Here is a 21,106-nt window from a genome sequence, read left to right on the forward strand (position 1 = left end):
GGAACGGACGAATGGAAGACGCACGCGATCTGAAGGCCTGCCCGGTCGACTTCGATCATGAGTCGGAGGCGCATGTCGCCGCATGGCCCGGCGAGTTCCGCGAGATGCGCGGCACGTGCCCGGTGGCCTGGACGGAGAAGCATGGCGGCTTCTGGGTGGCGACGCGCTACAAGGACATCGTGGCGATGGCGCAGGACGATGCCACCTTCTCCAGCTTCAAGACGTTCGATCCGCATAGTGGCGACGTGTCCGGCGGCATCACCATCCCCGCCACCCCGATCCCGCGCGGTCTGCCGGTGGAAGCCGACCGGCCGGACTGGGACATCTTCCGCAAATACCTCAACCGCCGGTTTGCGCCGAAGGCGGCGGAGGCGCGGCGGGCCGGCGTCCGCCGCTATGCCGACAGCCTGCTCAATCGCGTGATCGAGACGGGCGAGATGGATCTCGTCAACGACTTCACCGGCCCCGTGCCGGCGATGACGACGATGGAACTGATGGGGCTGCCGCTGGACGAGTGGCGGCAGTTCGCCGATCCGCTCCACGAGATGGTCTTCACGCCGAAGGAGTCGCCGGACTTCCCGCATGTTATCGCCGGCGTCCAGTGGATCTTCCAGCGCTGCGTGGAAACCTTTCGCGAGCGGCGCTCGCAGCCGCCGCGCGACGATCTGCTGTCCTATTTCGCGCACGAACAGATCGATGGCAGGCCGTTGACGGAGGACGAGATGCTGTCCTTCTGCAACAACATCATCACCGGCGGCGTGGACACGACGACGGCGCTGACCACGCACGCCCTGGTCTATCTCGACGAGAACGCGGCCGATCGCCGGCGGCTGATGGACGATCCCACGCTGCTGCCGATCGCGCGGGAGGAGTTCGTCCGCTACTTTACCCCGATCCACGGTCTGGCGCGCAACGTATCGCGCGACGTGGAGATGGGCGGCGCGAAGATGGAAAAGGGCGACCGCGTCTATCTGGCGTGGGCGGCCGCCAACCGCGACCCGGAGGTGTTCGATGCGCCGGAGGACGTGGACATAGCCCGCTTTCCCAATCGGCACATTGCGTTCGGCGCCGGCATGCACCGCTGCATCGGATCCTTCATGGCGCGGGTGATGTTCGAGGAGATGATGCAGGTCGTGTTCGCGCGCATCCCGGACTATCGCGTCGATCCCGCGCGCGCGCGGCGCTACACCTCTGTGGGCACGATCAACGGCTGGATCGACATGCCGACGCGCTTCACGCCCGGCCCGCGGATCGAAACCGGGCTGGTCCTCTAGCATGGACGCCGCGCAGGCGATCGAGCCATTCCACCTGAACATCGACGAGAATGCGCTGACGGACCTGCGCCAGCGTCTAGCGGCGACGCGCTGGCCGGAGCGGGAGACGGTGGACGACTGGTCCCAGGGCGTGCCGCTCGATCGCGCCCGCGCTTTGTGCGACTATTGGCGCGACGGCTATGACTGGCGCCGCTGCGAGGCGATGCTGAACGGTTTCGGCCAGTATCGCACGAAGATTGATGGCCACGGCATCCACTTTCTCCACATCCGTTCGCCGGAGCCGGCGGCCCTGCCGCTGGTGATGACGCACGGCTGGCCGGGATCGATCGTCGAGTTCCACAAGGTCATCGCGCCGCTTACCGATCCGGTGGCGCATGGCGGCCGGGCGGAGGATGCGTTCCATCTCGTCCTGCCGTCCTTGCCCGGCTACGGCTTCTCGGATCGCCCTGCCCAGGCGGGTTGGGGGGTCGAACGTATCGCCTCGGCGTGGATCGAACTGATGGCGCGCCTCGGCTATGATGCCTATGGCGCGCAGGGCGGCGACTGGGGATCGTCGGTGACGACCAAGATCGGGCAGATCGCGCCGGCCGGGCTTCGGGCGATCCACCTGAACATGCCGCTGGCCTTCCCGGGTCCGGACGATGCCGGCAGCCTCGACCCCGCCGAGCAGGAAGCGGCGGCGCGGCTGGAGCGCTACAATGCCGACGGTGCGGCCTATGCGCGCGTGCAGGCGACGCGGCCGCAGACGCTTGGCTACGGGCTCGCGGATTCGCCGGCGGGGCAGGCGGCGTGGATCTACGAGAAGCTGCAGGCCTGGACCGATTGCGAAGGCGATCCGGAAACCGTGCTTTCCCGCGACGAGATGCTGGACAATATCGCGCTCTACTGGCTGACCGGCACCGGCGCCTCTTCCGCAAGGCTCTACTGGGAGAGCATGGACAGCGCCTTCTTCGATCTGGCACCGGTGCACGTGCCGACCGGATGCAGCCTGTTCCCGGCGGAGATATTCAGGCCTTCCCGCCGGCTCGTCGAGCGCCGCTATCCCAACCTGATCCACTGGAACGAGCCGGAGCGCGGCGGCCATTTCGCGGCGTGGGAGCAGCCGGACCTGTTCGTGACCGAACTTCGTGATTGCTTCCGCACCGTCCGTTGACCGTGGCGGCGAAGCACCGCCGACCGCCTTCCGGTCGCTTGCAGACCGGTTCCGCTTCGTCATAGCCATTCCCAGGCGTGCGTGCGCGGCGCGCCCGGCAAGCGAGGTGGGAGGGACGAGGCATTGCGGCAGTCTGTATCGCGCCGCCGGTTCGGCGGACTCTCGGTAGAACGCGTCATCTACGAATGGTCGGCCGGGCAGCCGCTGGAGGATATCGACGCCGACCTCACCTTCAAGCTCGTCGCCGGGCACCATCCGGTGCGCGCCCGTTGCTGGAACCCCGACGGCAAGGCGGAGGCGGTCGGCCGCCTCATCCTGACGCCGCCCAACGGCATCGCCAAGGGATATGGCACCGAGGACGAAAGCGGTATCCGATCGACCGTGTTCCATCTGGACGGTGCCCTGATCGAACGGGCGCTGCGACAAAGCGACATGCCGGTGCGCCTTGCCGACCTGGAGATCGACCTGGACGTTCGCGATACCAATATCGAATCCGTGCTTCTCCGGCTGGCCTCGGAGGTGGAAGGCGAAGGGTTGGGCAGCGAGATGCTGGTTGAGGCGCTGGTGCAGATGCTCATCGTCGATCTGGCGCGTCACGTCGCCTCTGGACGCGAGGCGCTGAGCGTCAGCGGCGGCCTGAAGGCATCGCAGATCAAGCATATCGAGGATTTCCTCGACTCGTTCGAGATCGGCCTGCCGACACCCGCCGAGGTCGCCAGCGAATGCGGCATGAGCCCGACCCATCTGCGCCGCCTGTTCAAGCGCGCCACCGGCGAGAGCCTGCAAAACTATCTCAAGGCGAAACGGATAAGTCGCGCGCGCGCCTTGCTGGCCGACGAGGACATCCCGCTGAAAGTCGTCAGCTACCGGCTCGGTTTCAATCATTGCAGCGCCTTTTCCTTCGCCTTCCAGCAGGCCACGGGCGAAACGCCGGGACAGTATCGCCGCCGCCGCGCGATGGGGCTTACCGAAGCGAGCCTGCTCGATGCCGCCGCCTTCGCTGCCATCGACATGGGTCGCTGCTGACGGTGCTCGAAAGCATCGTAAACTTGCGTGATTTCGGCGGCCTTCCCTCGCGTTGCGGCAGCACCGTCGTGCGGGACCGCCTGTTCCGCTCCGGTGCGGTCGCCAGCGTGGGCGATGACGACGCCACGCACCTGCACGCACTTGATTTCGCGCTCGTTGTCGACCTGCGCTACGCCGCAGAGCGCGACGAACAGCCGTCGTCATGGCCGGGCGATCGGGCGGATCGTGTGCTGTTCCACGATGGGGATCATTCGGCCGAGGCGCCGCATCTGGCCCCGCTGCGCGCGGGGCTGCTCGACGAGGACGGATCCGACAGGATTTATGCGGAACTCTACCGCGCACTGCCGTTCGATGCCCATTATCCGCCGCTGTTCCGGCGGGCGTTCGCCAGGTTGATGGAGATGGACGGCCGGATGCTGGCGCATTGCAGCGCCGGCAAGGATCGCACCGGCATGTTCGTGGCACTGGTGCTGCACGCGCTCGGCGTGCCGCGCGACGCGATCGTCGCTGACTATATGCGATCCAGCGGCGCGCCGGGCCTGTTGGCGATGGCGGAGCCCGCGATCCGCCGCTTCGCCGATCGACATGGCGTGGCGGTGCGGATCGAACTGATGCGGCATCTGCTCGACGTAAAGCCCGACTATCTGATGGCGTTCTTCGACGAGATCGAGCATCGATGCGGTTCGGTCGACGCATATCTCGATACCGTCGGGCTGACCGGGAGCGGTCGCGCGGAGCTGCGTCGGCGGCTGCTCGTCGGCTGAATGCTCGCCCCTTCCGCGCTGCCGTCGGCGTGCGATCAGAAGGTTATGATCGATCGCAGTCCCTCGCCGCGCCGCATCCCGTCATAGCCTTCGTTGATCGCGGAGAGCGGCATGCGGGCGGTGATGAGACTTTTCAGGTCGAACCGGCCCTCCATCAGCCAGTCGACGATCTCCGGAAGCTGGCTCTTGCCGCGCACGCCGCCCATCGCGGTCCCCTGCAGCTTGCGGCCCATGATGAGGTCGAACGGCAGGACGCCCAGCTTCTCGCCGCTCGGTGCGACGCCGACGATCGTGCACACCCCCCAGCCGATGCGGGCGGTGGCCAGCGCCTGTTCCATCAACCGGATATTGCCGACCGCCTCGAACGTATAGTCTGCCCCGCCGCGGGTAAGCTCGAGGAGGTGGCCGACGAGATCGCCTTCCAGCGTGCTGGAATCAACGAAGTGCGTCGCGCCGAGCTGCAACGCCATCGCGCCCTTTTGCGGGTTGATGTCCACCCCCACGATCGTCGTGGCGCCGGCCATGCGGGCGCCCTGGATGATGTTCAGGCCGATGCCGCCCAGACCAAACACCACCACGGAGGCGCCGGCCTCCACCTTGGCCTCGATCAGCGCCGCGCCGATGCCGGTGGTCGCGCCGCAGCTGAGATAGGAGATCTCGTCGAACGGCGCGTCCTTGCGCACCCGCGCCAGCCGGCTTGAGGTGGTGACAAGATGATTGGCGAACGTGCCCACGCCATAGCCCGCGAAGACCCTGCGTCCGCCGGCGGTGATCGACGGCTCGGCACCATAACCGGACAGCACGGCCTCGCAGAAATTACCCTTGGTGGAGTGGCACGCGCCGCAAAGCTGGCATTCGGGGGCGAAGGTGATGACGTGATCGCCCGGCTCCAGGTCCGTCACCCCCGGTCCGGTTTCCAGCACGATGCCGGCGCCTTCATGGCCGAGGACGAGCGGAAAGGTCGCGCCGATCGGGCTGTGGCCTTCCCATACGCCGAGGTCCGTATGACAGAGGCCGGCGGCCTTCACCTCGACCAGTACCTCGCCCTCGCCCGGCGCATCGAGTTCCACCTGCTCGATCACCATGGGCCGGCCTACTTCGTACGCGATGGCGGCTTCCGTCCTGATCGTCATACCGTCTCCTCGGGCGGCGCCATCGTCGCGGCGTCGCGGCTATCATCGAGCAGACTGGCTTCGCGGATGACGGCCGGCAAGCGGAGCCCCGTTACGCACCGCGACCCGTTATTTCGCCAAACGCCCAGCCGGTTGCGGCTGCCCGTCATCTCCGTTTCGCAGACCTTTCGCCATCGGCGGGCACGGTCCTGACTGGACAAGGCGCTATGCCTTTCGGAGCATGGACGAAGCCATTTGCATCGATAGAGCCTGAGGCATGAGCGCCGACGAACCGATCCGGGACCGCACCGCCCCCACGCAGGGAAGCTACGAGGAGGGCAAGGCGCTGCTGGGCCGCCGCTCGTCGACCAACTTCGGCTCGCATCCGGCCAGCGCGGTGCGATCGCACCAGTTCCTCGCGCTGATCGAGGATGCGAACGCCAGCTACTGGGACGAGGCGACGGCGATCCGCCTCTGGGGCCGTCCCGTCGCGCCGCCGGCGATGCTGCAGGCGCTGACGATGCCGCTGCCCTGGCTGCCGGATCGGCAGGTGGAGCTGGACTATATGCTGATGAAGCTGCCGCTGCCTGGCAGCACGCTGATCAACATATCGACCGAGGTGGAGTATCACCGTCCGATCTACCTGGGCGAGACGCTGAACTTCTGGGATGTGGCGACCGACATATCTGAGGAAAAGGAAACGCGCCTCGGTATCGGCCGGTTCGTGACCACCGTCTCCACGTACCAGAACGACACCGGCGAGGTGGTGGCGACGCTGACGAATATTCAGTTTCGCTACGAACCGAGGAAGCCGGCATGATCGAGGGTGTTCGCATCGGCGACGTGACCGCGGGAGACATCCTGCCCGAGATATCGCTGCGCGTGACATACGAGAAGATCGTGATGACACCCATGGCGACCTGGGATCTGTTTCCCGGTCATAGCGATCCGTTCTTCGCGCAGCAGCAGGGGCAGCAGTCGATCTACCTCAACACCCTGGCCCTGCAGGGTTTCGCCGATCGCGTCGCGACGGACTGGGCGGGGCCGGCCACGTTCGTCGCGCGCAGGAAGATGGTGATGAAGGCCTCCGTCTATCCTGGTGACACGCTCACAGGCTCGGGCCGTGTCGTCGGCCATGCGGTCGAGGGCGGCCGGCGGCGGATCGATCTCGTGATTCGTCTGGCAACGCAGGCCGGAACGGTGTGCGACGTGCAGAGCAGCATCCTACTCCCCGTCGCGTCGGCCTGACGCGGCAGGTCATTTCACGGAGCCCATCGATGTCCGACACGTCCGACGCCGTACGCGATATCTGCGACACGATCATCAAGCGCGTCGATCGCGCCTATGTGGCGGAATGCGGCCGCAAGAACGAACTGCCGACGAAATTGTGGGAAATGTGGGTCGATACCGGCCTGCTCGCGATGGGCCTGCCGGAGGAATATGGCGGCGCGGGCGGATCGCTGCACGATATCGTGCTGGCGATCGATCTGCTGCATCGCGAGGCGCTGCTGCTGCCGCTGGCGGTGCCCAACTTCATGTCGCGCGAGCCGCTGCTGCGCCATGCCAGCGAGGAGCAGAAGCGGCGCTACCTGCCGCCGACGGCGACGGGCGAGGAGTTCTTCAGCTTCGGCATTACCGAGCCGGATTCGGGCACGAACACTTTCAAGATCAAGACGACCGCCGTCCGCCAAGAGGACGGAACCTATGTGCTGAACGGTTCCAAGACCTACCAGACGGCCTTCGTCGAATCCGCCCACTGCCTGCTTGTGGCGCGTACCGAGGCGCACGACGCGACGGATCGCAAGAGCGGCATATCGCTGTTCATCGTCGATACCAAATTGCCGGGCATCTCCACGACGCAGATGGATATCGGCATGTACCTGCCGGAGAAGAACTACGTCGTCTACTACGACAACGTCGTATTGCAGCCGGATGCTCTTGTCGGTGTGGAGGGCAAGGGGCTGAACATCCTGTTCGATTCGCTGAATTCAGAGCGTCTGCTGGTCGCCGCAATGAACGTCGGCCAGGCGGACTATGTCCTCAACCGGGCGGCGGACTATGCCAAGACGCGCGCGCCGTTCGGAACGCCGATCGGCACCTATCAGTCGATCCAGCATCCCATGGCGCGCGCGAAGACCTATATCGAGGCGGGGCGTACGATGATGTATCTCGCCGCCGAGAAATATGATCGCGGCGAGCCCATTGGGCTGGAAGCGAACATGGTCAAGATCCTGACGTCCGAAGCGTTCAAGATGGCCGCCGAGATCGCGATGACGACGTTCGGCGGTGCCGGCGTCGATGTCAGCCAGGACATTCTGCCGTTCTACATTGCCGCACAGAACAATACGGTGGCGCCGGTGAACAACCAGATCGTGCTCAGCTACATCGCCGAGCGGGCGCTGGGCCTGCCGAAGTCCTATTGACCGGGTCAGTCCCGGCCGCTCGTGCGGCCGGGGTTGGCCCTACGCCATCGCGTGCATGCCGACCTCGAACGCGTCGGGGTCGACGATCGCCGTGCTGTCGCGATAGCTTCGCATATTCAGCGGATATTGCGTGACGATCCGGCCGCTCGCGGTTGCATAGTAATTGTGGCAACCACCCTGCCAGACCCAGACGCGGCCTATATCCGCCTGAAGCTTGTCATTGTAGCGTGCCTGTACCTCTGGCTTGACATCCATCCACGCCGCGTCGTTGGCATCCATCCATTCTACGCAGCGCACCATGTAGGCGGCCTCCATTTCCGCCATCGCGATCAGCGAACAATTGTTGGTGTTCGGCCCGAAGCTCATGAACAGATTGGGAAAGCCCGCCGTCACGACGCCGAGATAGGCCTGCGCTCCGTCGGCCCAGGCATCCGCGATGTCTATGCCGTCGCTACCGCGCACGGGAATGGCGGAGAGGAAGCGATCGACCTCATAGCCGGTCGCGCAGATGATGACGTCATAATCGCGCTCCATGCCGTCCCGGTCGACGATGCCTTGCGGCGTGATGCGCGTCGCGCCGCCGGTGATCAGGCCGACGTTCGCGCGGTTGAACGCCGCGTAGAAATCGTTCGAGAAGAGCGGCCTCGTGCAACCCCAGTTGAAATCCGGCGTCAGCCTGCGACGGAGTTCCGGATCTTCGACTATCGCGAGGTTCTGCCGGCACAGTTCGACGAACGGGCCGTCATCCTGAAGCTGGGTCCAGTTGCACATGTCGTCCATCTCGTCATGCAGCCGGCTTCGTTCCCGCGCGACCAGCGCGCCATCGGCCTGGCGGGCGGCGAGGACCGCATCGTCGAAGATCGGGTCGTTCTTCGGGAGTACCCAATTGGGCGTGCGCTGATACAGATCGAGCTGCGCCACCTGCCCGGCGATCACCGGCACCATCTGCACGGCGCTGGCCGCGGTGCCGATGACCGCGACGCGCTTTCCATCCAGCGAGACGTCGTCGCGCCAGCGCGCGGAATGGAACAGCGCGCCGCCGAAATCGTCGAGGCCGGCAATCGCGGGCCATTTGATGAGGTTGAACATGCCCTGCGCGCTGACGAGGATATCGACATCCTCGGTCTCGCCCGATGCGAGTGAGACGGTCCAATGTGCCGCTGCATGGTCCCAGGTGGCGTCGCGAACCTCGGTCGAGAGGCGGATGTGCGGCCACAGTCCGTGCCGGTCGGGAATGCCGCTCATGTACGCGAGGATTTCCGGCTGCGGCGCGTACGCGCGCGACCAGCGCGGATTGAGATCGAAGGAGAAGGAGTAGAGGTGGGAGGGCACGTCGCAGGCCAGGCCGGGATAGCGATTGTGGAACCAGGTGCCGCCCACGCCATCGGCCTTCTCCCAGATCACGATATCGTCATAGCCTGCCGCCCTGAAGCGGATGGCCGCCGCCATGCCGCCGGGGCCGGCACCGATGATGCCGATCCGACGGGCTTTCCGTGGCGCGCGGGCGGCGGCGGGGGTGGGGTCTGTCATGGCAGGATACCTCGATGTCGATGTTCAGGCTTCGGCCGCGGCGTCCGGTATCGCTTGGGCAGGTGCCGGCTGAGGCCCCCGGATGAGGCGACCGGGCAGGGCGCCGGTCGGCGCGCCGTTGCTGTAGACGATCTCGCCGTTGACGATCGTGGCGACGTAGCCGTCCGCCCGCTGGGTGAGGCGCCGGCCGTTCGCCGGCAGGTCGAAGGCGATCGTCGGCGCGTGCAGCGCCAATCGATCATAGTCGATGACGTTGATGTCGGCGCGATAGCCCGGCGCGATCAGGCCGCGATCCTCCAGCCCAACCATCAGGGCGGTATCGCGCGCCATCGCCTTCACCGCCTCCGCCACGCCGATGCGCTCGCCGCGCTGGCGATCCCGCGTCCAGTGGGTCAGCAGGAAGGTGGGATAGCTGGCGTCGCAGATCACGCCGTAATGCGCGCCGCCGTCGCCAAGGCCCGGCACGACATGTTGATGACGGAACAGTTCCAGCGCGACATCGAGATTGCCGTCGGCATAATTCGCGAAGGGCATGAAGAAGGCGGCCTGATCGCTGCGATTGAGCAGCAGGTCATAGGCCAGCGCTTCCGGCGGCACGCCCAGCCGCTGCGCGCGCGCCGCGACCGAGGTTTCGGCGCACGGCTCGTAATCCAGCGGGTCGCTCATCTCGTACATATTGTCGAAACGGCGGACGAAGCCCATCAGCGGCGCGGCCGGATCGCCCGGATCGCCCGCGATGATCTCCCGGCGCACGGCCGGGTCGCGCATGCGGGCGAGGCGATCGCGGAGCGGCAGGCTCGCGATTGCCCGATAGGCCTCGGTGAATACGAAGGGGTGCATCGAGAGTTCGAGGCCGTACAGTAGGCCGATGCCGCGTGGCAGCGCCTGCGCCGTTACCGTCAGGCCTTGCGCGTTGGCGTCGCTCACCAACTTGAGGATGTGACGCCATGCCTGCGGGTCGGAATGGACCTGCGCCATCGGCAGGGTGAGCGGCCGCCCCGTCTCGCGCGCCACCCGGGCCATCAGCGCGAATTCGCCGTCGATATCTGTGTTGCCCTTATAGTCGTTCGCGATCTGGAGAATGCCCCGACCCTCCGCTTGCAGCGCGGCGCCCAGCGCGTGAAGTTCATCGATGCCCGCGTCGAGGGTGGGAACGAGCCCGCCGTCGCTGGAGCGATGGAACAGCGTCCGTGAGGTCGACACGCCCATCGCGCCCGCCCGTATGGCTTCGCGCGTGATGTCCGCCATGCGCGCGCGATCCTCCGGTGTGGCGTCCTCGCCGGCGGCGGCGCGCTCGCCCATCACGAACACGCGCAGCGCCGAATGGGGCAGGTAGCTGGCCATGTTGATGTCGTGCGGTCGCGCCTCGACCGCGTCGAGATAGTCGGGATAGCTCTCCCACGCCCAACTCAGTCCTTCCGTGAGCACCACGTCGGGAATGTCCTCGACCCCTTCCATCAGCCGCACCAGCCGCGCGCGATCCTGGGCCCGGCACGGCGCGAAGCCGACGCCGCAATTGCCCATCACCACGGTGGTAACGCCGTGGCCGGACGAGGGGTGGAGGCGATTCTCCCAGATCACCTGTCCATCATAATGGGTGTGGATATCGACGAAACCGGGTGTCACGAGCTTCCCCATCGCGTCGATTTCGCGCGGCGCCCGTCCCGCAACCTTGCCGACCGCGACGATGCGCTCGCCGCGCAGCGCCACATCGGCTACGTAGAGTGCGCCGCCGCTGCCATCCGCCACCGTTCCGTTGCGGATGATGAGATCATGTTCCATGCAGCCTCTCGCGATCCTGTTGTCGACGGGTGCTATCACGGGGCCGGGCAGGCGCGCGGCGACATAATTGTGCGCCGGAACAATTCGGGCCGATATTGCGCGTATACGAGCCGCGTATTGCGTCTTGAGGCAAGAACTTGGGAAAAGAGGCATGATGAAGGTATCGCGGACGTCCGAACCGTGCATGATGAGCTGCTCGCGGCCTTGCGCCCGCGCCTCGCGCGGAAACCCATGTAGAGGGGCGACACGCGACATATCTGTCACGATCATGACGATTGTGTCCGGCCCGATCGCGTTGCTGGCGTCGCTGCCGGCTGCGTGGATGCGCATGGACAGCTTATCCGATCCGGCGTGGCTCAACCATCTGACGGCCTGCGCGGATCGCATCTGCCGCGCGCCGGCGTGATCGCGATCTGCATCGATCGCGCCCGTCCTCCCCAGACATGAGCGATCTCCGCATCCGTCACAAGGCAACTCGCCGCGAATGGTAGCACGCCCCTTCAACGGACAGGCGAGGACCGGTATGGCAAGGCTCGAAGGCAAGGTCGCGATCGTGACCGGCGGTGCGCGGGGGCAGGGCGAGGCGACGGCTCGCCTATTCGTGCGCGAGGGGGCGAGCGTGATCATCGCCGATGTGCTCGCCGACGCCGGTCAGGCGCTGGCAAGCGATCTGGGCGGCAAGGCGCACTTCGCGGCTCTCGACGTGCGCGACGAGGAGGCGTGGCAGCAGGTCGTCGACGACGCGATGGCGCGGTTCGGGCCGGTGAACGTCCTGATAAACAATGCGGCGATCACCTTCTACAGCGCGGTCGAAGAGACGGCGAAGGCGGATCTGGAACGGGTGCTGGCCATCAATCTGGTCGGCACCTTCATGGGCATGAAGGCGGTCATCCCCGGCATGAAGGCGGCGGGCGGCGGCGCCATCGTCAACATTTCCTCGGTGAACGGCCTGCGCGGCACGGCCGGCATGGCGGCCTACGATGCCAGCAAGTGGGGCGTGCGCGGGATCAGCAAGGCCGCCGCGCTGGAACTGGCGCCGTGGAAGATCCGGGTCAACTCGGTGCATCCCGGCGCGATCGACACGCCGATGCTCAACCCTGACGGTGCGCTCGACTCTGCCCAGATGGCACGCGATTACGCCATCGCCTACGGTCGCGTCGGCGAGCCGGACGAGGTAGGCCATGCCAGCCTCTTTCTGGCCAGCGACGACGCCTCGTACATCACCGGCGCGGAACTTGCCGTCGATGGCGCATGGTCGTCCGGCCTTCTCGTCAACTCGGCGACGCTCGGCCATACTGAGTGATGTGCGTTGGCAACGTTCGCAGAGGGAGAAGGCATGAGCAGGATTGCCGGCAAGGTGGCTTTCGTATCCGGGGGCGCCTCAGGTCTGGGCGCGGCCATGGTCGAGCGCTTCGTGCGCGAGGGTGCGCATGTGGTGTTCGGCGACGTTGATGCCGCGAAAGGCGAGGCGGTGGCCGTGGCGTCCGGCAGCCGTTTCGTCCGGCTGGACGTAAGCCAGGAGGATCAGTGGCGCGCGACGATCGCCGACGTGGTGGCCCAGCATGGCCGGCTAGACGTGCTGGTGAATAATGCCGGCATCCTCGGTCCCGGCGCGCTGGAGACCATCGATCTGGACGCCTGGAACCGCCTGTTCGCGATCAACGTGACCGGCGTGATGCTGGGCTGCAAGCATGGCGGGCTGGCGATGCAGGCCAATCCGGGCGGCGCTTCGGGTTCGATCATCAACATATCCTCCAATGCGGGGATTTTGGCGACGGCGACCGATTGCGGCTATTCGGCCACCAAAGGTGCCGTACGGCTGCTCACGAAGTCGATCGCAGTGAACTTCGCCCGGCGGGGTCTGGCGATCCGCTGCAACTCCATCCATCCCGGCCCGATCGAGACGCCGATCTTCGCGCCGTGGAGGGTCGACAGCGAGGCGGCCGCGGTGCTCGACGAAAAGCTGATGGCGATGGTGCCTATGTCGCGAATGGGCCGCGCGGACGAGATCGCCAGCATGGCGCTGTTCCTGGCGAGCGACGAGGCGAGCTTCTCCACCGGATCCGAGTTCGTCGTCGATGGCGGAGGCACCGCCGCTCTTGCCGGCTTGTAGCCGCCGGCGGCGATGGGCGTGGGGAGCCGCGCCTGCCGCCGCGCGCTATGGCGCGTTTTGTCCAGCGCGAACTGCGGGATCGACACATCGCCGCGTTCCTCGGTATCGGCGCCCCAGAACCGTTGCGAGCGGGCGAGTTCGGGCCGCTGCCTTCGCCGCACGCTAGACAGGAGAGGGAACCAGCCCGCCATCCACCATCAGCAACTGCCCGGTGATATAGCTCGCCCGTTCCGAACACAGGAATACGCATGCGGCGGAAAGCTCGTCTGGGCGTCCGTTGCGGCCGATCGGAATGGTCGCATCGCGGGTGGCCCGATCGGCGTCCGGATCCTTTCCCTGCTCGACCGCCATGGCGCGCATCCACTCGACCGCCATCTCCGTATCGATGAAACCGGGGCCGACCGTGTTGACGGTGATGCCGTAGCGCCCCACCTCGTTCGACAAAGATTTGCTCAGCGACACGGCACCGGCGCGGGTGACGTTGTCCACGATCAGCGGGATATGCCAATGCGGCTTCTTCGCGCAGAAGGAACCGATCGTGACGATGCGACCCCACCGTTTCGTCTTCATTGAAGGCAGCACTGCCCGGGCGAGATACACGGTGCTCATCACGATCTGTTCGTATCCCGCCCGGAAGACCTCATTCCCGGCTTCGTCGAAGCTGTAGCGGGCGGTGCCGTAGACGTTTGCGATCGCGATATCGGGCATGCTGCCGAACTCAGTTACGCAATGCCGTACCGCCTGTGAGACGCCTTCTTCCGAGAACATGTCCGCAGAAATGCCGCTGGCCTTTCCGCCGGACGCCGTGATGTCGGCGACGGCGGCGTCGATCGCCGTCCGGTCGCGAGCGGCGATCACGACGTGCGCGGCCTCTGCCGCCAGATCCTTCGCCACAGCCAGACCGATGCCGCGACTGCCGCCACCGACCAGCGCCACTTTACCAGCAAGACCGAGATCCATTGCTTCGCCTCCTCCAAATGCCTGATTTGAGTTGCGCGGCGGTGCACGCCCGATGTCGAAACGCAGCCGGTTCAGCGGGGCCGTTCGGGTGCGCCATCCCTAACCTGCCGGGTATCAAGCTGTTAGTTACGGCCGCGGCTGATCAGTCTGGATCGTACTGCGCGGTGTGGAACCAAACGGAGCCGTTCTGCCGTTCTACCCTCAGCGACGTGACCGGCAAATCGAACTGCACTGTCGGGTCGGTCGCATTGACGAGCGGGTTGCCGCCCCACCAGATGATGCGGCAGAGCCGCCGATCGATCCGCCAGCCGGCATCCGTGCGGATGGCGTGATCGTCATACCAACCATTGCCCTCCCAGAACTCGCCGCCGGGAACGCCTTTGCGGTAGAGCCGCCAGTGGGCGTAGGTGACGCAATTGGCCTCGTTGCCGCGCACATCAATGAGATGGTTCGACATAACATGATGCGTACCGTCGAAAGGATCGTGATAGGATATGAAATCTCTTTTCAGATCCGTGCGAGATTTCCAGTGAGCTTCCTCATTATACTTCGCATCAACGTTCTCGGTGAATATGCGATCGAACAGATCGAAATCCTGCGTGTCGACGGCAAATCCGTAGAGATTGATTATATGCGTTATATCCTCGCGATCGCTTGTCATAGATTGTTCATCCCGTAGGTTTGCTATTCGGACGCGCCTGGATTTGCTCTAGTCATCCCCCATGATTGCTTTTTGCAATGGCTTTCCAAGATACGAGGGCGGACTGCAGCGCAGGGCAAGAAACCATGCTGCCGGGAACCGCGGGCCGACTCGCTGGATGTGTCCCTACGTGACGTGCGCATTGCCTCGATCGACTGACGACTTGTCGGACGGCAAAGGGCTGTGGTGAGCTTCAGGCTGCGGGAAAGCCGTTGGAGAGACGTAGCATGAAGGCGGGCGCCGCGAAGACGTCGGGGGCGCATCGGTTCGAGCGGGTCATCGCGATCTGCCTGGTTCTGGTTGGGCTGCTTCATCTTCTACCAGGCCTCTATTTGGCCGTGCTGGGCGGTTCACTTTATTATGCCCTTGCGGGTGTTGCCCTGACCGCGGCCGGGGCCTTGCTGTGGCGTGGCCATCGCGCCGCCTATTTCCTATACCTGGTCGTGCTGCTGGCGACGCTGGGTTGGGCCGTGTTCGAAGCCGGCCTGGATGGCTGGGCGCTGCTGCCACGGCTTAATCTGCTGGTCGGCGGCGGGCTCGTCATGCTGCTGTGCTGGCTTCTCCGCCGGCCACGCCCCGCCGGCGCTCATATCCTCGTCGCGTGCGTGGGCCTGCTGGCGATCCTCGGCGTGGGCGCGGGCCTGTGGAGCCTGCGCGATCGCACCGCCGCGATCGCGGCGGCCCCGGACATGACTGGTGTGGCGCCGGGCGCCGACGAGTGGCCGTCGATCGGCAACACCAACGCGGCCCAGCGCTTCTCCCCGCTCGATCAGATCAACGCCGGCAATGTCGGTCGTCTGGCGGTCGCGTGGAAGGTTCGGCTCGGCATGCCGCCCAAGGGCATGGTCGGCGCGCTGCAGGCAACCCCGCTGAAGATCGGCGATAGTCTGTACACCTGCGGCATGGCCAACGACGTGTTCGCGCTGGATGCCGAAACCGGCGCGATCCGCTGGCGCTACGATCCGCATATCGACAGACAGGGCATCGCCGCCGCGATGTGCCGGGGCGTGACCTACGTTCCCGCGCCGTCGGCTGCGGGTAGTGCGGCCGACGCGTGCGGCGCGCGGATCGTCATCCTCACGCACGACGCCCGCATGATCGCGGTGCGCGCTGCCGATGGCCGCCCTTGCGAAACCTTCGGTTCTGGCGGGCAGGTCGATCTCACGACCGGCATGGGGCCGATCCCTCGCGCGTATCTCTATTATACCTCGCCGGCGATCCTCGTGCGCGGCAAGCTGATCCTCGGCAGCTCGGTACTGGACGGCCAGAAGACCCGGGAGCCTTCGGGCGTCATCCGGGCTTTTGATGCGGCTACCGGCAGGTTCGCCTGGGCGTGGGATCTCGGCCGACCGGGGCAGGCCGGCGAGCCTGGGCAAGGCGAACGATACACGCCCGGCACGCCGAACGCCTGGCCGCCTTTGACGGCGGACGACTCGCTCGGCTCGGTCTTCGTGCCCCTCGGCAACGCCACGCCCGATTACGTCGCCGCCCACCGCTCCCCGCTTATGAACAGGTTCGGCAGTTCCGTAGTCTCGCTGGATGCGGAGAGCGGTGCGCTTCGCTGGGTGTTCCAGACGACCCATCGCGACGTCTGGGATTATGACAATCCGTCGCCTCCGACGCTCACCGACTTTCCCATCGGTGGCGGTACGCGCCCTGCGGTGATCGTGCCGACCAAGCGCGGTGTGTTCTTCGTGCTGGACCGGCGCACCGGGCGGCCGTTGGTACGGACGGTGGAGCGTCCGGTGCCGCAGCAGCCGGTGCCGGGAGAGATACTCTCGCCCACGCAGCCCTATCCGGACGGCATGCCGTCCTTTAGCGGCGATCGGCTGACGGAAGCGAAGATGTGGGGCATCCTGCCGTTCGACCAGCTGTGGTGCCGGATAAAATTCCGCGAATCCCGCTACGATGGCGATTTCACGCCGATCGGCCTGAAACCGACGATCGTCTACCCCGGCTATTATGGCGGATCGGAATGGGGTGGCGTCTCGGTGGATCCGGTGCGGCGGATCATGGTGCTGAACGTGATGCACTTTCCGCTTCGCAACCGGCTGGTACCGCGCGCCGATGCCGATGCGGCCACCTACCAGCCGTTCGATGCCGCCGGGAGGCCGCTCGACATCAAGCACTGGGCGCAGGGCGGCACGCGCTACTCGGCACAGACCGGCCCGTTCATCTCGCCGATCGGGGTGCCCTGCACCCAGCCGCCCTTCTCCGAGGTTGCGGCGGTGGATCTGGCCACGCGCAAGACGTTGTGGCGCAAGCCGCTGGGCAGCGCGGCTGAGAGCGGCCCGTTCGGCATCAGATCGATGCTGCCGATCCCGATGGGCGTGCCGGCGGTCGGCGGGTCGATGGTCACGGCGAGCGGGCTGATGTTCATCGCGGCGAGCCAGGACCGCACCTTCCGCGCGTTCGATACGCGGACGGGCCGCATCTTGTGGCAGCAGGCGCTGCCGGCCGCCGGCCACGCCAATCCGATGAGCTACTACTCGGCGAAGAGCGGCCGGCAGTTCATTGTCATCCCCGCGAGCGGTCATCCCCAATTGCAGGACGGGGCGGGCGATTATCTGATCGCTTTCGCATTGTCCAAAAAGGGCTGAGCGGGTCGGCAGTTTCTGCGGCTTTCCGGCGCCAGCACTGGCCGTGTCTCCTGCCGTTTGCGTATCGACCTTGCAGACAATTCTCACATCTATTCCAGTCAAGCCGATGTTGGCGACTGTGCTTGAACGTTGTCCGGTGGAGGTTCACCCTTGTTTGCACGATAAGATAACATAGAACGGGAAAACAACGATGAAAAGCAGAGGGGCCCTGTGCGCGTCGACAGCGCTGCTGATCGGCTGTGTCTCGACAACGCCGGCGATGGCGCAAGCCGATCCGTCAGCACCGGCAGCCGGCACGACCAGCGACGCTACGGCCGTCGACGGTACGGGCGGCCTGGACGAGATCGTGGTGACGGCCCAGCGCCGGTCCGAAAATCTGCAGAAGGTGCCGCTCTCGGTCACGGCCGTGCCGCCGGCCCGGCTGGAGCAGTTGAACATCAGAAGCGTGGACCAGCTTCAGACCGTCACGCCGGGTTTCGTGTTCAATACCGGCTACACCTATTCGATGATCTTCATCCGCGGTGTCGGCGCTAACTTCCCTAACGCCGGCCTCGAACCTGCCGTCGCCACCTATATCGATGGCGCTTACGCCCAGCGCGGCTTCGGCGCGCTCTACGATCTGCTGGATGTCGATACCGTCCAGATCCTGAAGGGGCCACAGGGCACGCTCTACGGACGCAACGCCAGCGGCGGTGCGGTGCTGATCAACAGCTCTGCTCCGACAGACACGCTGGAGGCGCACGCGACTGCCGAGATCGGCAACCTCGATCATCGTCTGCTGGAAGGCGTGGTCAACATCCCGCTGTCGGAAACGCTCTCGTCGCGCTTCGCCGCGCGTTACCGCGACGATGGCGGCTATGTACACAATCTGGCGACCGGACATGATCTCGGCGGCCGCAAGAGCGTGACGGCGCGCGGACGGCTGGCATGGGAGCCGAGCCCGGACTTCAAGGCCATCCTCACGTTCCAGTACGACTGGAACAAGGGCAGCATGGCGCCGGCGGCCGAGCGCCTCGGTACGACAACGACCGTGAACGATCTCACCGGCCCTTTCGCCGGCTATAATGGCCGCCCGATCTTCACCTGTACCGGCTGCGACGTGTCCAGCTTTCCCGACACGCAGTCGCCGGTGCGACGCTTCTACGACACCGACCAGAGCGAGAGTGCCATTCGTGGCCGCATCGGCACGGGCGGGCGAAGCTATTTCTACAATTTGCAGCTCGAAGGCGATCTCGGCGGCGTTCACCTGCGGAGCGTGACCGCGTTCCGCAACCAACGCGATTATGGCGTGAGCGATCTCGATTTCACGCGCGCGCTGCTGTTCCACTACGGGCAGTTCTCGGGCAGCGAGGCGTTTACCCAGGACGTGACGGCCACCACCGACATCACCGATCGGCTGCACGCCGTCGCAGGCGCCTCCTACGTGCACGACAAGGGCTATTTCGATCTTACCTTCGACGGCATCGGCTTCCGCCAGGCGGCGGCGGCCAGCCCGAGCGGGATTTTGCCCTCCGGCGGCAACGTCGTCATCACCAATTCCTATTCGGCCTTCGGCGAGATCACGTTTGAGCCGATTGCCCGGCTGAAGCTGACCGCCGGCGGCCGCTACACGAAAGACAAGCGCGACATTACCGGCGCCTTCAACGACACGATCGTCTCGGCCTTCGGGCTGCCGGCCGCGCGCTTCGACGGTCCGGCGATCTCGTTCAACAGCTTCACGCCGCGCTTCGTGGTCGCCTATGATGCCGGCGCGGTGAACCTTTATGCGAGCTACAACAAGGGCTTCAAGGCCGGCGGCTACAGCACGCCCGCTTTGGCGCAGCCCTTCTCCGCCATCATCGTCCGGCCGGAGAAGATCGAGAGCTATGAGATCGGCGCGAAGTTCGCCTCGGCCGATCGCAAGCTGCGCGCCAACATCGCCGCCTTCCTCTACCATTATCGCGACGTGCAGGTGCAGGTGGTGCGGCTCGATCTGGGCGGCTCGATCGTCCTTAATGGCGCCAGCGCGCGGGGCAAGGGCGTGGAGGCCGATTTCCAGTATCAGCCGGTGCCATGGCTCACCTTCTTTGGTGCCGCCTCCTATCTGCATGCCCGTTTCCGGGACTTTCCGAACGGAGCGGGCGCGGGGCCGACCGGGTCGGTTGCGGCCCCCGTCTTCGCCAACGTCTCCGAGGATCTGAGCGGTTTTCCGCTCGGCCGCTCGCCCGATTTCACCGGCAATATCGGCGCCACGCTCAGCGGCACGGTCGCCACGGGCTGGAAGGCCGATCTCACCGGCAACGTCCGCTATTCCGACCGTTATGATTTCAGCCCCGGCGCAGGCGGACCGCTGCGGACCGACTTCCAGCGTTCGTTCACGGTGGCCGATATCAGCGGCAATGTCGGCCCGGACAACGGCGCCTATTCGATAGGCTTCTTCATCAACAACCTAACCGGCGAGAAATATCAGAGCTTCCGCCAGAGCGCCGCAGGGTTCGGCGCGTTCGACTATGTCGCCAAGCCCCGCACATACGGCCTGCGCGTGCGGGCGAGCTACTGACGGAAGACGCGGCTTGCGACGCCCCTTTTCTCGGCGCGTGCATCGGATCGGCTCTGGCGGGCATCGGGAGACATGGAATGACGGACAAGCTGCACGACGAGATCGCATGGGTTTCCGACGCCACCGGCTTCGGTAGCGCGAAGCGCAGCGACGACCATTACCATGGCAAGATGGGCGTGGCGGGTTCCACCCTGACCGAGACGTGGTGCTGGGGCTTCCAGCATCCGCCGACCAATACCCATTGCTTCATTTACATATACATGCATCCGAATGTCGGCTCGGTAACGGGTGGACTTTGGGTTCACCGCGGCAACAAACCGCATGCGATGTTCTGTGAGTTTCACGACATGCACAGCAACATGTCGGACGACATCTTCGATGCGGACAAGAACATCACCCTCGCCAACGGAATGCACGTCGAGTTTAGCGAGCCGATGAAGCAACAGCGCATCACCTATGCCCATGAGGGCCGCGGTTTCAGTATCGACCTGACGTTCACTGCGTTCATGGATGCGGCCATGCGCTCGAACAACAAGCATTTCGAGCAGGGCAGCCACGTCACCGGAACCTGCATGCTGAACGGCGAGACGATGGAGATCGACTGCCTCTACAATCGCGACCGGAGCTGGGGCGAGCTGCGACCCGAAATGACGCTGTCGGTGCCGCCCTATACGTGGATGAACGGGCTGTTCTCAAAGGACTTCGTGTTCAATATCGGTTGCCACGACGATCCGGCGCTCGATCCGGAATGGAGAGACCATTTCCACGTCCCGCCCGAGAAGATCGTCAAGGACGCCTGGATCCGGCGCGACGGCCGGATGCTCAAGGTGCCCCGGGTATCCAAGATCACCACCCGCGACGAAGCCCTTACCCCGCTGCGCACTGTGATCCACTGCACCGACGAGGAAGGCCGCGACTACGAGTTCGTCGGCGAAATCACGGCGGGCGTACCGTGGAACCCATGGCACAACTGCCATTGCCACATCGCGCTCGCGCGCTGGACCTCGCCGCAGTTCGACGGCGAAGGCTGGGGCGAGCATCAGGAGGTCCAGTGGAACGACTATCTCAGGCTATGCTACAACCCGGCCTGACATTGCCGGTGGGCAACTCCCGTGGCGTCTCTCTGCGGC

18 protein-coding genes are annotated in these 21,106 nt (G+C 65.4%); 13 read left to right on the forward strand and 5 right to left on the reverse strand.

Annotation, left to right across the window (positions count from 1 at the left end; translation table 11 throughout):
* Nucleotides 1–11 precede the first annotated feature (11 nt).
* From GNT64_RS21290 to GNT64_RS21305, 4 genes are all read left to right on the forward strand, one after another.
* Nucleotides 12–1,274 carry a cytochrome P450 gene (locus GNT64_RS21290; RefSeq protein WP_197277186.1) on the forward strand — a complete coding sequence of 421 codons (1,263 nt, stop codon included), beginning with the start codon at nt 12–14 and terminating at the stop codon, nt 1,272–1,274.
* Nucleotide 1,275: 1 nt separating this feature from the next.
* Entirely contained in the window at nt 1,276–2,427 is a 1,152-nt protein-coding gene (locus tag GNT64_RS21295) for an epoxide hydrolase family protein (protein ID WP_156681304.1), read from the forward strand.
* 81 nt (nt 2,428–2,508) lie between these two features.
* Nucleotides 2,509–3,453, forward strand: coding sequence for a helix-turn-helix transcriptional regulator (locus tag GNT64_RS21300; protein WP_156681305.1), 945 nt, complete (start codon nt 2,509–2,511; stop codon nt 3,451–3,453).
* Between the two features lie 2 nt (nt 3,454–3,455).
* A complete protein-coding gene (locus GNT64_RS21305; protein WP_277873248.1) occupies nt 3,456–4,217 on the forward strand; it encodes a tyrosine-protein phosphatase in 762 nt (253 codons plus the stop codon).
* A gap of 35 nt (nt 4,218–4,252) precedes the next feature.
* On the opposite strand, the gene GNT64_RS21310 is transcribed toward GNT64_RS21305, so the two are convergent.
* On the reverse strand, nt 4,253–5,350 hold the full coding sequence (locus tag GNT64_RS21310; RefSeq protein ID WP_197277188.1) for a zinc-binding dehydrogenase: 1,098 nt from the start codon (nt 5,348–5,350) through the stop codon (nt 4,253–4,255).
* Between the two features lie 256 nt (nt 5,351–5,606).
* Between GNT64_RS21310 and GNT64_RS21315 the strand changes: the two genes are divergently transcribed.
* The 3 genes from GNT64_RS21315 to GNT64_RS21325 are packed head-to-tail and all read left to right on the forward strand — an operon-like array spanning nt 5,607 to nt 7,752.
* A complete protein-coding gene (locus GNT64_RS21315; RefSeq protein ID WP_156681307.1) occupies nt 5,607–6,149 on the forward strand; it encodes an FAS1-like dehydratase domain-containing protein in 543 nt (180 codons plus the stop codon).
* Entirely contained in the window at nt 6,146–6,577 is a 432-nt protein-coding gene (locus GNT64_RS21320; RefSeq protein ID WP_156681308.1) for a MaoC/PaaZ C-terminal domain-containing protein, read from the forward strand. The genes GNT64_RS21315 and GNT64_RS21320 overlap by 4 nt, the downstream gene beginning before the upstream one ends.
* A 29-nt stretch (nt 6,578–6,606) precedes the next feature.
* Nucleotides 6,607–7,752 (forward strand): acyl-CoA dehydrogenase family protein, encoded by a 1,146-nt coding sequence (locus tag GNT64_RS21325; protein ID WP_156681309.1) that lies wholly within the window; start codon nt 6,607–6,609, stop codon nt 7,750–7,752.
* A 39-nt stretch (nt 7,753–7,791) separates the two neighbouring features.
* Here the strand turns inward: GNT64_RS21325 and GNT64_RS21330 are convergent, their stop codons facing one another.
* A complete protein-coding gene (locus tag GNT64_RS21330; protein ID WP_156681310.1) occupies nt 7,792–9,282 on the reverse strand; it encodes a flavin-containing monooxygenase in 1,491 nt (496 codons plus the stop codon).
* 24 nt (nt 9,283–9,306) lie between these two features.
* Nucleotides 9,307–11,064, reverse strand: coding sequence for an N-acyl-D-amino-acid deacylase family protein (locus GNT64_RS21335; RefSeq protein ID WP_156681311.1), 1,758 nt, complete (start codon nt 11,062–11,064; stop codon nt 9,307–9,309).
* Nucleotides 11,065–11,332: 268 nt separating this feature from the next.
* Between GNT64_RS21335 and GNT64_RS21340 the strand changes: the two genes are divergently transcribed.
* The 3 genes from GNT64_RS21340 to GNT64_RS21350 all read left to right on the forward strand — a co-directional run bounded on the left by GNT64_RS21340 (nt 11,333) and on the right by GNT64_RS21350 (nt 13,177).
* Complete coding sequence (locus GNT64_RS21340; RefSeq protein WP_156681312.1) at nt 11,333–11,470, forward strand: hypothetical protein; 138 nt, start codon at nt 11,333–11,335, stop codon at nt 11,468–11,470.
* Nucleotides 11,471–11,587: 117 nt separating this feature from the next.
* The gene (locus GNT64_RS21345) at nt 11,588–12,367 is read left to right on the forward strand and encodes a glucose 1-dehydrogenase (RefSeq protein WP_156681313.1); all 780 of its coding nucleotides are present in this window, start codon (nt 11,588–11,590) and stop codon (nt 12,365–12,367) included.
* A 33-nt stretch (nt 12,368–12,400) separates the two neighbouring features.
* Nucleotides 12,401–13,177: an SDR family NAD(P)-dependent oxidoreductase gene (locus tag GNT64_RS21350; RefSeq protein ID WP_156681314.1), complete on the forward strand. Its 777-nt coding sequence runs from the start codon at nt 12,401–12,403 to the stop codon at nt 13,175–13,177.
* A gap of 162 nt (nt 13,178–13,339) precedes the next feature.
* On the opposite strand, the gene GNT64_RS21355 is transcribed toward GNT64_RS21350, so the two are convergent.
* Entirely contained in the window at nt 13,340–14,137 is a 798-nt protein-coding gene (locus GNT64_RS21355; RefSeq protein WP_156681315.1) for an SDR family oxidoreductase, read from the reverse strand.
* Nucleotides 14,138–14,279: 142 nt separating this feature from the next.
* On the reverse strand, nt 14,280–14,798 hold the full coding sequence (locus GNT64_RS21360) for a nuclear transport factor 2 family protein (RefSeq protein ID WP_156681316.1): 519 nt from the start codon (nt 14,796–14,798) through the stop codon (nt 14,280–14,282).
* Nucleotides 14,799–15,064: 266 nt separating this feature from the next.
* On the opposite strand from GNT64_RS21360, the gene GNT64_RS21365 reads away from it, so the two are divergent.
* From GNT64_RS21365 to GNT64_RS21375, 3 genes are all read left to right on the forward strand, one after another.
* On the forward strand, nt 15,065–17,437 hold the full coding sequence (locus GNT64_RS21365) for a membrane-bound PQQ-dependent dehydrogenase, glucose/quinate/shikimate family (protein WP_156681317.1): 2,373 nt from the start codon (nt 15,065–15,067) through the stop codon (nt 17,435–17,437).
* 259 nt (nt 17,438–17,696) lie between these two features.
* Entirely contained in the window at nt 17,697–19,976 is a 2,280-nt protein-coding gene (locus tag GNT64_RS21370; RefSeq protein ID WP_197277190.1) for a TonB-dependent receptor, read from the forward strand.
* A 77-nt stretch (nt 19,977–20,053) separates the two neighbouring features.
* On the forward strand, nt 20,054–21,067 hold the full coding sequence (locus tag GNT64_RS21375) for a DUF7064 domain-containing protein (RefSeq protein WP_156681319.1): 1,014 nt from the start codon (nt 20,054–20,056) through the stop codon (nt 21,065–21,067).
* Nucleotides 21,068–21,106 lie beyond the last annotated feature (39 nt).

This window comes from Sphingomonas profundi, assembly GCF_009739515.1.
Classification (GTDB): Bacteria; Pseudomonadota; Alphaproteobacteria; order Sphingomonadales; family Sphingomonadaceae; genus Alterirhizorhabdus; species Alterirhizorhabdus profundi.

What these genes read in the sequence shown, in the direction of transcription:
- GNT64_RS21345 (WP_156681313.1), top strand. Translation starts at nt 11,588, where the DNA reads ATGGCAAGGCTCGAAGGCAAGGTCGCGATCGTGACCGGCGGTGCGCGG.
- GNT64_RS21320 (WP_156681308.1), top strand. Translation starts at nt 6,146, where the DNA reads ATGATCGAGGGTGTTCGCATCGGCGACGTGACCGCGGGAGACATCCTG.
- GNT64_RS21355 (WP_156681315.1), bottom strand. Translation starts at nt 14,137, where the DNA reads ATGGATCTCGGTCTTGCTGGTAAAGTGGCGCTGGTCGGTGGCGGCAGT.
- GNT64_RS21360 (WP_156681316.1), bottom strand. Translation starts at nt 14,798, where the DNA reads ATGACAAGCGATCGCGAGGATATAACGCATATAATCAATCTCTACGGA.
- GNT64_RS21315 (WP_156681307.1), top strand. Translation starts at nt 5,607, where the DNA reads ATGAGCGCCGACGAACCGATCCGGGACCGCACCGCCCCCACGCAGGGA.
- GNT64_RS21295 (WP_156681304.1), top strand. Translation starts at nt 1,276, where the DNA reads ATGGACGCCGCGCAGGCGATCGAGCCATTCCACCTGAACATCGACGAG.
- GNT64_RS21325 (WP_156681309.1), top strand. Translation starts at nt 6,607, where the DNA reads ATGTCCGACACGTCCGACGCCGTACGCGATATCTGCGACACGATCATC.
- GNT64_RS21340 (WP_156681312.1), top strand. Translation starts at nt 11,333, where the DNA reads ATGACGATTGTGTCCGGCCCGATCGCGTTGCTGGCGTCGCTGCCGGCT.
- GNT64_RS21335 (WP_156681311.1), bottom strand. Translation starts at nt 11,064, where the DNA reads ATGGAACATGATCTCATCATCCGCAACGGAACGGTGGCGGATGGCAGC.
- GNT64_RS21375 (WP_156681319.1), top strand. Translation starts at nt 20,054, where the DNA reads ATGACGGACAAGCTGCACGACGAGATCGCATGGGTTTCCGACGCCACC.
- GNT64_RS21350 (WP_156681314.1), top strand. Translation starts at nt 12,401, where the DNA reads ATGAGCAGGATTGCCGGCAAGGTGGCTTTCGTATCCGGGGGCGCCTCA.
- GNT64_RS21365 (WP_156681317.1), top strand. Translation starts at nt 15,065, where the DNA reads ATGAAGGCGGGCGCCGCGAAGACGTCGGGGGCGCATCGGTTCGAGCGG.
- GNT64_RS21290 (WP_197277186.1), top strand. Translation starts at nt 12, where the DNA reads ATGGAAGACGCACGCGATCTGAAGGCCTGCCCGGTCGACTTCGATCAT.
- GNT64_RS21330 (WP_156681310.1), bottom strand. Translation starts at nt 9,282, where the DNA reads ATGACAGACCCCACCCCCGCCGCCGCCCGCGCGCCACGGAAAGCCCGT.
- GNT64_RS21370 (WP_197277190.1), top strand. Translation starts at nt 17,697, where the DNA reads ATGGCGCAAGCCGATCCGTCAGCACCGGCAGCCGGCACGACCAGCGAC.
- GNT64_RS21310 (WP_197277188.1), bottom strand. Translation starts at nt 5,350, where the DNA reads ATGACGATCAGGACGGAAGCCGCCATCGCGTACGAAGTAGGCCGGCCC.